At 36.5% G+C, this 13,461-nt stretch carries 16 protein-coding genes; 9 read left to right on the top strand and 7 right to left on the bottom strand.

All coding sequences use genetic code 11. From position 1 onward, the window contains the following. Positions 1–140: 140 nt before the first annotated feature. The 4 genes from fabG to AA0X95_RS20460 all read left to right on the top strand — a co-directional run bounded on the left by fabG (position 141) and on the right by AA0X95_RS20460 (position 3,327). Complete coding sequence (gene fabG / locus AA0X95_RS20475; protein WP_413301089.1) at positions 141–905, top strand: 3-oxoacyl-ACP reductase FabG; 765 nt, start codon at positions 141–143, stop codon at positions 903–905. Between the two features lie 76 nt (positions 906–981). Then, positions 982–2,151, top strand: a complete 1,170-nt coding sequence (locus tag AA0X95_RS20470; RefSeq protein ID WP_413301087.1) for a thiolase family protein — start codon at positions 982–984, stop codon at positions 2,149–2,151. 119 nt (positions 2,152–2,270) lie between these two features. Continuing rightward, positions 2,271–3,176 carry a 3-hydroxyacyl-CoA dehydrogenase gene (locus AA0X95_RS20465; protein ID WP_413301085.1) on the top strand — a complete coding sequence of 302 codons (906 nt, stop codon included), beginning with the start codon at positions 2,271–2,273 and terminating at the stop codon, positions 3,174–3,176. Positions 3,177–3,192: 16 nt separating this feature from the next. Beyond that, positions 3,193–3,327, top strand: coding sequence for a hypothetical protein (locus tag AA0X95_RS20460; protein WP_413301083.1), 135 nt, complete (start codon positions 3,193–3,195; stop codon positions 3,325–3,327). A 118-nt stretch (positions 3,328–3,445) separates the two neighbouring features. On the opposite strand, the gene AA0X95_RS20455 is transcribed toward AA0X95_RS20460, so the two are convergent. The 5 genes from AA0X95_RS20455 to AA0X95_RS20435 form a co-directional block, all read right to left on the bottom strand. Further along, entirely contained in the window at positions 3,446–4,231 is a 786-nt protein-coding gene (locus tag AA0X95_RS20455; RefSeq protein ID WP_413301081.1) for an alpha/beta fold hydrolase, read from the bottom strand. Between the two features lie 701 nt (positions 4,232–4,932). Next, positions 4,933–5,343: a Fur family transcriptional regulator gene (locus tag AA0X95_RS20450; protein WP_413301079.1), complete on the bottom strand. Its 411-nt coding sequence runs from the start codon at positions 5,341–5,343 to the stop codon at positions 4,933–4,935. 15 nt (positions 5,344–5,358) lie between these two features. Continuing rightward, positions 5,359–6,276: a metal ABC transporter solute-binding protein, Zn/Mn family gene (locus AA0X95_RS20445; protein ID WP_413301077.1), complete on the bottom strand. Its 918-nt coding sequence runs from the start codon at positions 6,274–6,276 to the stop codon at positions 5,359–5,361. Between the two features lie 62 nt (positions 6,277–6,338). Then, on the bottom strand, positions 6,339–7,187 hold the full coding sequence (locus tag AA0X95_RS20440) for a metal ABC transporter permease (protein WP_413301075.1): 849 nt from the start codon (positions 7,185–7,187) through the stop codon (positions 6,339–6,341). A 7-nt stretch (positions 7,188–7,194) separates the two neighbouring features. Next, positions 7,195–8,004, bottom strand: a complete 810-nt coding sequence (locus tag AA0X95_RS20435) for a metal ABC transporter ATP-binding protein (RefSeq protein ID WP_413301073.1) — start codon at positions 8,002–8,004, stop codon at positions 7,195–7,197. 233 nt (positions 8,005–8,237) lie between these two features. Between AA0X95_RS20435 and AA0X95_RS20430 the strand changes: the two genes are divergently transcribed. From AA0X95_RS20430 to AA0X95_RS20410, 5 genes are all read left to right on the top strand, one after another. Beyond that, the gene (locus tag AA0X95_RS20430; RefSeq protein WP_413301071.1) at positions 8,238–9,254 is read left to right on the top strand and encodes a permease; all 1,017 of its coding nucleotides are present in this window, start codon (positions 8,238–8,240) and stop codon (positions 9,252–9,254) included. 3 nt (positions 9,255–9,257) lie between these two features. Next, positions 9,258–9,611, top strand: a complete 354-nt coding sequence (locus AA0X95_RS20425; RefSeq protein WP_310169603.1) for a DUF1980 domain-containing protein — start codon at positions 9,258–9,260, stop codon at positions 9,609–9,611. Between the two features lie 269 nt (positions 9,612–9,880). Beyond that, positions 9,881–10,150 (top strand): 30S ribosomal protein S14, encoded by a 270-nt coding sequence (gene rpsN / locus AA0X95_RS20420; protein WP_413301069.1) that lies wholly within the window; start codon positions 9,881–9,883, stop codon positions 10,148–10,150. A gap of 74 nt (positions 10,151–10,224) precedes the next feature. Continuing rightward, entirely contained in the window at positions 10,225–10,578 is a 354-nt protein-coding gene (locus AA0X95_RS20415; RefSeq protein WP_413301067.1) for a hypothetical protein, read from the top strand. A 22-nt stretch (positions 10,579–10,600) separates the two neighbouring features. Then, positions 10,601–11,776 (top strand): FAD-dependent oxidoreductase, encoded by a 1,176-nt coding sequence (locus tag AA0X95_RS20410; protein ID WP_413301065.1) that lies wholly within the window; start codon positions 10,601–10,603, stop codon positions 11,774–11,776. Between the two features lie 295 nt (positions 11,777–12,071). Here AA0X95_RS20410 and sufU read toward each other — a convergent pair whose 3' ends face one another. Then, positions 12,072–12,368: a Fe-S cluster assembly sulfur transfer protein SufU gene (gene sufU / locus AA0X95_RS20405; protein ID WP_413301063.1), complete on the bottom strand. Its 297-nt coding sequence runs from the start codon at positions 12,366–12,368 to the stop codon at positions 12,072–12,074. Positions 12,369–12,459: 91 nt separating this feature from the next. Then, entirely contained in the window at positions 12,460–13,449 is a 990-nt protein-coding gene (locus tag AA0X95_RS20400) for a CobW family GTP-binding protein (RefSeq protein WP_413301061.1), read from the bottom strand. Between the last annotated feature and the right edge of the window lie 12 nt (positions 13,450–13,461).

Here is a 13,461-nt window from a genome sequence, read left to right as displayed (position 1 = left end):
GGCACTACAAATAGTTCTGCTACCAGTTTTATGTTTAGATGATAAATTAACGAAGTAAAAATTTTATATTGGAATATTTATATTTTTTTAAAAGCGTTAACTTATGCTAGAAAAATAGATTCCATTTGGGAGGAATAAAAATGGCAGGTAGATTTACAGGCAGGGTTGCGTTTGTAACTGGGGGCAGCCGTGGTATCGGAAAGGGGATTGTTGAGCTTTTTGCAGAAGAAGGTGCGAAGGTAGCTTTAATAGACATGAACGAAGATGCTTTAAGTGAAACTACCAGTGAATTGAAAGAAAAAGGCTTTGAGGTATATTCAAAGGTGGCGAATGTTGTTGAGCCCGAACAGGTTGAAAATGCCGTGAAAGAAGTATATGAAACTTTCGGATCCGTTGATATTCTAGTAAACAATGCAGGTGTCATCCGTGATAATATGCTGTTTAAAATGACTGACTCTGATTGGCAGACAGTCATGGATGTTCATTTAAAAGGTTCATTTAATTCTGCTCGTGCTGTACAAAAATACATGGTAGAAAAGAAATATGGGCGGATTATTAATATATCCTCTACTTCCGCACTTGGAAATCGGGGGCAAGCCAATTATGCTGCAGCAAAAGCAGGGTTGCAGGGCTTTACAAAGACATTGGCATTTGAGCTTGGAAAATACGGAATAACTTCAAATTCTGTTGCCCCAGGTTTTATTGAAACAGAAATGACAAGGGAAACGGCTACAAGAATCGGAATTTCTTTTGAGACTCTGATAGAGGCAAGCCTATCTCAGATTCCCGCAGGTAGAGCTGGAAAGCCAGCGGATATCGCCAATGCAGTAGCCTTCTTTGCAGATGAAAAGTCATCCTTTATCAATGGTCAGGTTATTTACGTTGCTGGCGGTCCAAAATGTTAATTATTATAAGCATTGGCAGGCTATCCGTAGCTTTTGAGTGTAAAGAATAATATAAATATTTAGGAGTGAATGTAAAATGAATCGAGATGCAGTTATTGTTTCAGCAGTGCGGACCGCAATTGGCAGACAAGGAGGCGCCCTAGCAAGTGTTCCGGCCCATGTGTTTGGAGCAGAGGTGATAAAAGAAGCCGTAAAACGAGCAAACATAACTCCAGAGATGATTGACGATGTTATATTTGGAAACGTTTTATCAGGTGGTGGAAATATCGCTAGATTAACAGCCTTACAAACAGGTCTATCAATTGATTTGCCGGGATTAACAGTTGATCGGCAATGCGGTTCAGGATTAAATGCTATCAATCTAGCGGCACAGGCTATTATGGCTGGTGAGGGCGACGTTTTTATTGCTGGGGGAACAGAAAGTATGAGCCGAGCTCCGTATTTAATGGACAGACCGGAAAAGCCATTAAGTCCGATTCCCCCGAGATTTAGACAGTCTCAGCTTTCACCAAAGGAAATTGGAGATCCTCCGATGGGGATAACGGCAGAAAATCTCACGGAAAAATACTTGATCACTAGAGAAGAGCAGGACGAATTTGCTTACCAAAGCCAGAAGCGTATGGCAATCGCGATGGAAGAGGGAAGGTTCGACGAGCAAATTGTCCCTATTACCATTCCTGTTAAAAAAGGAGAACCCCATATTTTTACAATAGATGAGCATCCACGTCCACAAACTACATTAGAGGCGTTATCAAAGCTTCAACCTGCATTTTTAAAAGACGGAAGCGTTACAGCCGGAAATAGTTCAGGATTAAATGATGCTGCTTCAGCACTTGTCATTATGTCGAGAGATAAGGCTGAGGAGTTAAATCTATCTCCATTAGCGGAGATTCGATCTTATGCAGTGGCAGGTGTTGATCCAAATTTCATGGGAATTGGTCCTGTTCCGGCTGTTCGAAAGGTGTTGAAAAGGTCCGGACTTTCGTTGGTGGACATGGATGTAATTGAAGTCAATGAAGCCTTTGCAGCACAAGTACTTGCATGTAACCGTGAACTTGAGATGGATCTTGAAAAGGTCAATGTGAACGGCGGGGCCATTGCTCATGGACATCCATTAGGTGCAACAGGAGCGATTCTAGTAACAAAAGCGGTCTATGAATTAAGGCGGAGCGGTGGAAGATTCGCGCTTATTACCGCATGTATTGGCGGCGGACAAGGAATTGCCACGATTATTGAAAGAGTATAACCCTTGTGACCGAGTGGTACGGAGACTAGTAAAAAATAAAATAGAAATGGTTTTTTAAGCTTCATTTCAGGTCAAATATATACAACATCACACAGAATAACAAAAATAGGAGAATGGCTATGAATTATAAGAATATCACTGTTGCCGGCAGCGGCGTTTTAGGAAGTCAAATTGCTTACCAAACGGCTTTCAAAGGATTTAATGTATCTATTTATGATATTAATAATGATGCATTAGCTCGTGCTAAAGAAAGAATCATAAATTTGAAAATACGTTACCAAAAAGATTTAGGAGCAACTGTGGAAGAGGTCAATGCTGCTTATGATCGTATTACTTTTATCTGCGATTTATCTGAAGCAGTCGCAGAAGCAGATCTTGTTATTGAAGCCATTCCTGAAATTGTCCAAATTAAGACTGATTTTTACAAGAAGTTGTGTGAAGTAGCTCCTGATAAAACGATTTTTACAACAAACTCTTCTACTTTCTTACCAAGTCAATTTGCAGAAGCAACTGGCCGTCCAGAAAAATTTTTAGCCTTGCATTTTGCTAATGAAATTTGGAAAAACAACACAGCAGAAATCATGAAACATTCACGAACCGATATGCATGTGTTTGATGAAGTGATTGAATTTGCTAAAGCAATTGGAATGGTTGCATTACCTTTATATAAAGAGCAACCAGGCTATATCTTGAATAGTTTACTAGTTCCGTTTTTAGAAGCTGCTCAGATGCTATTGTTAAATGAAATAGCTGATGTAGAAACAATCGATAAAACCTGGATGATTGCTACTGGGTCACCGAAGGGTCCTTTTAAAACTTTAGACATTGTGGGAGTTAATACGGCTTATAATATTGCTCTTGGAAAAGCGGAAGCAGGTGTTACAGAGTTTGATCGATTGGCTGAGTTTTTAAAGTCAGAATATCTTGATAAAGGAAAGCTGGGAAGACAAACGGGAGAAGGATTCTATTCCTATCAGGATGTAATGAAACATAAGAAATTAGGAGTTAGCTTGGCAATGTCTTGATAATGGAGGAATGTTTGTGAATGAGAAAGAAGAAATATTACAGCATAAAACTTCTATTATACTAAATAAAGATACATGCATGATGACTTTAAACGATATTATCGAGGAACTGGTTTGTTTAATTGAATCAAACACAAAAGATGAAAAATAAATTATTTAAATCTTGCTTTATCCTCGGATAGAAGTTTCCGCATAAGCAAAATTGTTTTTATCCGGCAGCACTATTATTATTCAATAAAAGGCAAGAAGGAAAAAATCCTTCCTGCCTTTTATACTGCATTTTTAATCATCATGTTTTTCATTAAAAAGCTTCTTACCGTCCGATTGAATTGATCTGCAACTTCTATTTTTGCAATATGACCGCATTTTCTATATATAACAATTTGAGAATTAGGAATTTGTTTGTGCATTTGAATTTGAATATAAACGGGGAGGACAGCATCATATTGACCACCTATCACAAGTGTTGGTATCTTAATTATCGGTAATAATGAGCGGAAATCGACCAAACTAAGGGCTTTCAATGACTTTTCATGACCTTTTTTGTTTGGATTAAAATTTGTATAAAACTCATTTAGATTTTGTTTGTTCCATGAGTATAAACATGTTCTGGAAGTTAATAACTTTTGCTGGCTAGGAGATAAAAGACAGGAGCGGACCTTACGGTATTTAAGAAATATTTTTCCTAATTGTTTTGGAGCATTATGGAATGAACTAACCAAAAGTAAAGAATGGCATTTATCTGGTGCTTGCCGGTATATTTCTTGAACGACTGTACCACCCATTGATATTCCACAAAAATGAGCTTTTTCAATCTTGAGTTCTTCAAGTAATGATATAATGTCATTTGCAAAGTTTATGATGGAAATTCCTTCTAATGAAAGATTTTTACCATGCCCCCTTAAATCAGGAATGATCAGTTGAAACTGGTCAGATAATTCAAATTGCTTGTACCAATTTTCCTTTGCTCCACCAAGTCCGTGAATAAGAACTAATGGTTCCCCATTCCCAATCCGTAAATACGGCATACCATTTATAGTATTGGTTTCTTTCATTCACATACCTCCTATTGATATTCATTTGATTTTTTTCATTGTAGACATAAAGTAAAGCAGGAAGTAAGAAATTCATTTGTTAATTCCAATATTAACATAAATAGCATATATATGTAAAATACATTTAAAAGGAAATGATAATTGTCGAGAAAGATGGGTAATGTCAAGGTAATGGATCTTAGTGGCCTGCTTTAATGGAATACTACTTAAATTAACAAGCGATAATCTTTGATTATTATTAAATACAGAGCACGGTAAAATCCCTTGATTAATAAGGATTTTTAGAAATTGTCGGTAACTATAAATTAATAGAAAAAATACCAGACTCGTTCATTACAGGGATGAGGTCAAATTCGAACTTAAAAATTTCTAGTATTTTGATAAATTTATTGTCTATATGTAGGAGTACTCAGTCACTGAGAATATGTGATAGGAAAATCTAATAGATATAAGGTATACTAATACTAGTGGATTAGACTTTAATACTAGTGATTAAATTAGAAAAAAACTTGTGACATTTGCTTAATTAAACTAATTTGAAGTTGATTTGGCGGCTTTTAGAATCTTTTGTAATCGGATGGAATAAACCAAAAAGGAAGTCCAGTCTTCAAAACTGCTTGAGACCTGCGTGCCAGGTCTGGTGGGTTCGATTCCCACACAGTCCCGCCACACCTATTTGATCGAAAAGGTTTTATTATCTACTAAGCACAATCTTTACAATAACCATAAATTTCAAATTTATGTCCAGTAATCTCAAACCCATCTGGTACATTAAATATGTTATTCATAGGACATCCCTCAATAGGTATCGTATTCCGGCATTTGATGCAAATTATATGATGCTGATGGTGATCATCTGAACCAGCAAAACGAAAAAGCCTTTCTCCTTCAAATTCTGTCGATTCTAATATCCCAAGGTCCTCAAATAAGGATAGATTTCTGTAAATGGTGTCAAAGCTTAGGTTTGGATAATCTTTTTGCATAACTCCAAATACTTCCTTTGCAGTCACATATCGTTTTTCATCATAAATACAATGTATCATCGATTCCCTTTGACCAGTGTATTTATAACCCTTTGCCTTTAACAATTGTAGAGCGCCTTTCGTATTCATTTAACCATCTCCGAGTTACTTACTGTCTATTGCTTTAGCAACATCGTCCAGTTGATCCATCATCCATTGCAGATAATTTTTCCCTTTTGGCTCAGTCTCTGTTACCTTTACAATTGGTGTTCCGTTGGAATTTGCAAGTTTAACTATGTTATCTACCACCGGGGTGGAATTCTGAATATTATGGACAAATAACTGAACTTTCTTTCCTTTTAAATCGTTTTGTAAAGCTGCAATATCCGATGGAGCAGGATCTGTACCTTCATCGATTGCTCTAGCAAACTTTGAATTATTAATCTTTAAGTTTAAAGCTTTAGCCATATAGTCAAATACTGGTTCAGAAACATCAATATTAGTTGCAGATTGTTGCTTCAGTTCTTGAACTTTCTCCTTTAATGGGTCAAGCGATTTTATATAAGATTGTGCTCTTTGATGAAAATCTTCTTTATGAGTTGGATCCAGTTTGGATAAATCATCTGCTATTTTGATGGCTAATTTAGGCATGGTTGTGGGGTCATACCAAACGTGTTCATTTTCTCCTTCTTTTACTCCCATGATGTCCTCAGCTACTAGGATTGAAGATTTTGAATTGGTAGAAGATGAAGATTTGATAACCTTATCCATCCACGCATCATAGCCAGCCCCATTATACACGATTACTTGTGCATCATTGACTAATTTAGATGTATCAGCAGTAGGTTCATAATCATGTGGATCGACGTCAGGATTATCCAATATCGACGTGACTTCTACACGATTTCCGCCCACAACTTTTGCTACTTCTCCGTAAAAATTCTCAGCAGCCACGATTTTGATTTTATTATCGGAATTAGCTGGTGCCGAAGTTGTTGTTTTTGAAGTATCAGCACAACCTGACAGAAGTAGAAGGGAAGCAGTACATCCTACAGCTAAAATTGAATACCATTTTTTTCGCATGATTTTGTTTTCCATTTTAAGATTGCTCCTCTATTTTAAGTATTTATTCCATAATTAAATGATTAAGATGCAAAAGACTTTGTACTGGTTTTATCTAAAGACCCTTTTGTCCGAATTCGCTCACGGTGGTTCCTCCAACTTAGTGCAGCAAAATAAAAAATTGCTTGTATAGCAGTAATAAAGAAACTAACTGGTAGATTCGTATAATATCCAATTACTAGTCCCAACCATAAACCGATAACAGCAAGAAGAACCGAATAAAGAATCATTCGAGACACCTTTTGACTTAAGTGACGAGCTGTTGCAGCAGGCGTAGTCATCAGGGTAAATACAAGAAGCGCTCCTACAATTTGTACCGCGCCAACCACTGCAATCGAGAGAATGAGTAAAAAGGCAATTGAGATTCCACGAACGGGCAAACCCGCAGCCTCAGCACCCACAGGATCATAGGAGTCAAAGGTTAACATTTTAAACCCTATTAATAGCAAAACTAATACTCCTGTAGATAAACTAAAAACCTCCCAAACTTGCTGGATGCTGATACTTAACACACTACCAAAGAGGATAGAAAATGCGGCTGACGCATTCTTAGTCGATAAAGATAAGAAAAGCAGCCCAAGTCCAAGAAAAATACTTACGATAACATTGGTGGATAGATCTCTTCGGAACACTTTCGTCCCCAATTGACCAATTGCCAATGCGCTTGTAGTGGTAAAAAGCAGTAAGCCGTTAAATGGGTTCCAGCCCATATAAATTGCGAACGATGCTCCCGCGAATCCAATTTCGGAGAACATGTGGGTTATGAAGGATACACCTCTTGCAATGACATAGACTCCAATTACACCGCACATGACCGCAACCAACGTACCCGCTACAAAAGCATGTTGCATAAAATCATATTGAAACATCATTTACCTCCTATGAAAATTCCGAATGTGAATGAACGCAGATAGGTGAAACAGGTTCCATTATATTTGGAGATGACATCAGAAACTTTGTCCCTGACCTAGTCACTTCAACCGGTACACCATATAACTTCGTTAATACATCAGGTTGCATCACATCCTCAACTGTTCCTTTTACATATTGTTCCCGTGTTAAATACAAGATCTGATGCGCATATTTAGAGATTAAATTCACATCATGACTTACAAATACCACACTGATTCCACGTTCCCGGTTGACTCGTTCTACGACAGCAGCAAGGTTTTCTTGAGCACCCGGATCAAGGTTAGAGGTCGGTTCATCGAGTAATAACACCCTGGGGTCTCGAAGTAGTGCTTGTGCTAAAAACATTCGTTGTCTTTCGCCACCTGAAAGTTTACCTAGTGGTTTATCTGCATATTTTTCTGAATCTGTCAAACGTAAAACTTCTTCTACCAGTATACGGTCTTGCTTTGTTAGCCAAGGCCTATATTTATGCGGCAATCCAAAGCTTACAAAATCTCTCCCCTGAATAGGAGTTTCCGGATTAATCTGACGCGATTGAGGAACGTACCCGATCAAAGAAGATCCCGCAGACTTAATATTTTTCCCACCTACTTTCACCGTTCCATCCTGTGGTTGAATCATTCCTAATAACACCCGCAGTAAGGTTGTCTTACCTGCTCCATTTGGACCGATAATTCCCATAAATTCTCCAAAGGCTACATTGAATGACAAATTTCGAAGAATCCATTCTCCTCCAAGGTGGACATTCACGTTATTAAGTGTAATGGCATTTTTCACTTAATCCATTCCTTTCAAACACTAGATTCAAAGATTACAATAAAAGTTATTCGTAACGATTACGATTTATACTTTAATAATAGTAATGATTACGAATTACATTGTCAACATTTTCTGAAAAAATTCAACTCAGATGATATCCTTTTTGTTGGTTCACAAAAAAACAGGAATGTCTTAAAGTAGACAAGCGTAATAATAAATCGTAATTATTTCGTTTTAAAAGGGGCTATATTATGACAATTTCATCTTCTTTAAAGGACATATTCCTATTTGGTTTATTTTTGTTTATTGTGTATCTTTTTTTCTTTGGAAATGATGAAATCCCTCAAATCATAGGAGTTATTTTTCAAGATAAATGGAAGAATGTATTTGTTGTTTTTCTTGGGATTTTACTTGAAGCACTTCCTTTTATCGTCATGGGTGCATTTATGGCATCGGTGATTCAGATATTTGTATCCGAAGATATCATACAGAGATTGATACCCAAAAGGCCAATCCCTGCAATGATTACAGCATTAATTGCATCTGTCATTATTCCTGTGTGTGAATGTGCAATTATCCCGGTAGTTAGGAGATTGATTCAAAAGGGGATGCCAGTGCATGCCGGGACCATACTTCTGATTGGAGCACCAATATTGAATTTTGTTGTATTTGGTTCTACCTATTATGCCTTTCAACATCAGCCTGAAATTTTATACGGACGATTTATTTTGTGTATATTTACAGCTGTTATTGCGGGCACAGTAATATATATTAGTTTTAACAAAGTGAGCATTCTGAAGAATACTATGGAGGATTTGACTCTTTACAGGTCATTAAATCAAAACCGAGGATCTTCAAAATTAAAGGGGGTATTGCATCATACTTGCCAGGAATTTTTTGCTGTAGGAAAGGTGTTTATGATCGGAGCATTTCTTGCAAGCATTGCTCAAGTATATGTTCAGCAATCTATGCTAATTGAACCGGCAAAAGACCCTGTATACTCAACAATCATAATGATGGTGTTTGCCTTTATTCTTTCACTTTGTTCTGAAGCGGATGCATTTGTTGCGGCTTCTCTGGGACATGTATTTCATCCAGGTGCGATATTAGCTTTTTTAGTTTATGGTCCAATTTTAGATTTAAAGAATGTTTTTGTGATGTTATCTTCATTCAAAAGTAAATTTGTCCTTTTTTATTTTCTTGTTGTTACGATAACAGTACTTCTTCTGTCTTTGTTGGCAGGACACCTAATAAATGGAGGTTTTTAAAGAATGAAGGAAAAGCAAGTTCCTATTTGGCAATTTAACAATGAATTACAAGGAATCCTTTTAATTGGTTTTAGTTTAGTAATTTTTAAGCTTTATGTATCAAACAAAATCTTGATCATACTGGAACCCAAGATGATTCCTTTTTTGTTGTTTACAATGATAAGCCTTTTTATCATCGGTTGTTTCCGTCTTTTGAACAGCGATTTAAATGGGGCAGATTGCGATTGTGAAGTTTGTGATCCATCTTCTTCAATGTTCAGTATCTTTATGAAATCTTCTTTTTTCATCTTTGTGATTATATTGTCTCTGGTTTTAAATGATTTAATTGATACCGTTCATATCCCTTTCAAAGAGTAATGTTTTTCTAATGAGAAAGATGTGAACAACATGATTGGACCAATTTCCTTCTGGTTAGTCAAAGTAATATCGGTTTTCCTGAAGAAAAACTTGAAAATAGTAATGATTACGATTTATAATAATATGCGATTATCAAAACAAAGGAAAAGAGAATGATAAACCTGTTTTTAATCAAAAAATACTTCAAAATTGATCTATTTTTTTAATATGTTAATCGTAATCGTTACGTTTTAAATAAGGATGGATAATAATAATAGGAGGTACTAGTAATGGCAAAAAAATCGAAAATAGTAAAGGAAAAGAAACGTCAGGAAATGGTGAAGAAGTACGCGGAACTTCGTATGGAGCTAAAAGAAAAAAGGGACTTTGATGCACTAAGGAAACTTCCTAGAGATTCATCACCGACTCGTTTAAAGAATAGATGTGAGGTAACTGGAAGACCAAGAGGGTATTTAAGAAAGTTTAAAATGTCTCGGATTGCTTTTAGAGAGTACGCTCATAAAGGGCAAATTCCGGGAGTGAAGAAATCAAGTTGGTAGATGTTATATTCGTTCAGCCGTTATATTGAGAAAATTGATGGCTGAACTTATCTGGAAATATGGAGGTGTACAGAATGAATCCAATTTTATGGGGATTTTTACATCGTAGTGCTGTTCTAAAATTACCGGATCTGAAGCGAGAAATCTATCAGTTTATAGAGAGTAAAGAAAATCAATTGGAGGAAATCTCAATAAATGAGGAGCAGTTTATTCAGCTACTTTGCGAAAAGTCACCATTTAAAGCAGCATCAGACCATTTTTCACTCCATATTTCATACATAAAGGATTTAATGGATGAGGCACAGGTAGAAATTGATCAGGTGATAGAGGAAAGGAGTAATCGCATGAAGTGGATTGATTGTACGGAGATGATGAGATATGTGAAAGGAAGAAAGGATTACCAGTTGGCTTTTATATTTGTTTCTTAGTCAGTTATAGGCGGTGTTTTTTATGTATGAGTGGGTAATTATTGGCGGTGGAATTCAAGGAGTAACGCTAGCAGTTTTTATGTTGAAAACGGGAAAAACAAAGGTGGATAAACTTGCGATCATCGACCGTAATAACGAACCATTAACGAATTGGAAGCGAAATACGAAGGTGATCTCGATGCCATATTTGCGTTCCCCATCTGTTCATCATTTGGACGTTGATCCGTTTAGCCTTCAATCATTTGTAAAGAAGGGCTCCTATCATCAAAGTACTGCCTTTTATGGTCAATATAAGCGTCCATCACTGGAAATGTTTAACGATCACTGTGATCATCTTGTAAATGACCTAATGATAAGAGAGACATGGGTTCAAGGAGAGGTACAGGAGGTATTTAAAACAAGTGAAGGCTGGCAGGTACAGTTGAAAAACGGCCGTGAAATAAAGGGGAAAAAGCTTGTATTGGCCATTGGAATAAGCGAACAGCTCAATATACCGGATTGGGCAATGGATCTTGATATCCAATCTCCTGGAAGTGTTTATCATATTTTTGATGAAAGGATACCTGAATTCGAAAGGATAAAGCTTCCCATTACGATTGTAGGGGGAGGAATTACGTCAATTCATTTGGCACTGAAGTTGAGTGAACTGTACCCAAATCAAGTCACGTTGTTGAAACGGCATCCATTCAGGATCCATGATTTTGATAGCGATCCAGGCTGGTTAGGTCCAAAACTGCAGAATGCATTTCGCAATGAAGAAAGTTTTGTAAAAAGGAGGGACGAGATTTTAAGTGCCAGACATAGGGGTTCCATTCCCCGTGACTTATATATAAGGCTATTAAATCGTATCAAAAATGAATCTCTTGTTGTTGAAGAAGGGGAGATCGTTCAAGGTCATATTAAGAATGCTTGCATTCATCTTTTAGACAAGGATGGAAAATTTATTACAAAAACAGGGACTGTGCTGCTTGCAACTGGATATTTACCATGCCTACCTGGAAGTGAATGGATATTGCCAATCGTGGAGACTTTGGATTTACCTTGTGCGGAATGCGGGTATCCTATCGTATCGAAAACCTTACAATGGGGTCAGGATTTATATGTTACCGGTGCATTAGCAGAGCTTGAAATGGGCCCGATTGCTCGTAATATTTCTGGAGCAAGACAAGCAGCCGAACGGATCGTAAAGCATTTATAAAAGAATATAAGTCTATTAACGGTTATTAATTTGAAAGTACTTATAATAAGATAGAAATAGCATAATAAAAGAACAAAAAAACTAATCCGTTGGAATTAGTTTTTTTGTTCTTTTTTGCAATAGTAATCAGTTTCCAGAACTAATAACTCCTTAAAGGAGTACAATATTCCTTTTCATTTATTAAAATCATATCTAAAGCTTGCCAGGTCATTAATGCACTATTGTGTCTAGCTTTTAACTGATGTACCCCTTGAAGTGATAGGCTGTCACCAAGGTCAATCCCTTCAGTTATATTTCAATATCGGATTAACTGTTCAAAAGCAGTTCGTAAACATGAAATTTCTTTAACTGATTTATGTTTAATGAGTTCCGTCATCATCGAGGCAGATGCCATACTAATGCTGCAGCCTTCCCCTATAAAGGCTGCTTTTCGTATCTGATTTTGTTCAAGTTCAATAAATAAAGTCATTACATCCCCACAAGTAGGGTTTTTATAATGGACTTTTCTGATTTTACTACCGAAAAGTTCCTTAAAATTTCTTTTGTGACTATAATGGTCCATGATAACTTGTCGGTAGAGGTTATCAAGCATGGTATAGTTGTTTCCCCCTTTTATCGTAACTTTACATAACTATTCTTCCTAATATTCCGATAGTTGATTGTTAGTATCATAAAGAGATTTGTCAATTTGCTATGCAATTTTTAAATTGCTGTTCTAATTCTTCTTTATTTAAATCCTTCCCTATAAAAACGAGTTCACTGATTCTATTTTCATTCTCTTTCCATTGCCTGTCAGGTCGTCCTGAAAACAGCATATGAAGACCCTGAAAAACAATCCGTTCTTGTATACCTTTAACATAAAGTATACCTTTATAGCGTAATAAGTCTTCCCCTTTCTCTTGAATAAGGTAACTCATCCATTGGTCAACTTTGTCTAGATCAAGTGGCTTTTCCTCTTGGAATGCAACCGATGATACCTTATCATCATGGTCGTGATGGTGATGATCCTCTAAGAAATAGGGATCAATTTCAAGCTTTCGGTTTACGTCAAACGTGTGAATACCTAAAATATTTTCTAGCTTAATATTGCAATTTTCTGCATGTAATCTTTTTGCTGTTGGATTCATTTGACTAATTCTTCGTTCCAACTTATTTAGATCATCTTCTGAAACTAAGTCTGTTTTATTTAAAATAAGTACATCTGCAAAGGCAATTTGTTCCTGCGCTTCATCATGGCTATCCAAATGCTTTGTAATATGTTTGCTATCGACAACGGTAATAATGCTGTCCACTTCAAATTTTTCGGATAGTAATTCATCCATAAAGAATGTCTGGGCAACTGGAGCTGGATCCGCTAATCCCGTTGTTTCAATCAAAACTCGATTAAAGCTCGTTTTTCCTTGTTCTATTGAAAAAACGAGTGTGCGTAAAATGCGAATTAAATCCCCACGTACTGTACAACAGATGCAGCCATTGTTCATTTCTAAAATCTCTTCATCTGCACCAACAACTAGCTGATTGTCGATTCCAACTTCTCCATATTCATTGACAATAACCGCAATCTTTTGGTTATGCTTTTCCGTTAAAATTCGATTTAAAAGTGTTGTTTTTCCTGCACCTAAATATCCAGTCAGAATGGTGACTGGGATTTTCTTTGATCCTACAAAAGTCATTATTCTCTACTC

It is taken from the genome of Neobacillus phoenicis (assembly GCF_047302305.1).
Taxonomy (GTDB): Bacteria; Bacillota; Bacilli; order Bacillales; family Cytobacillaceae; genus Neobacillus.
The sequence above is the reverse complement of the archived record's forward strand: the minus strand, read 5'-3'. Positions and strand labels throughout refer to the sequence as shown.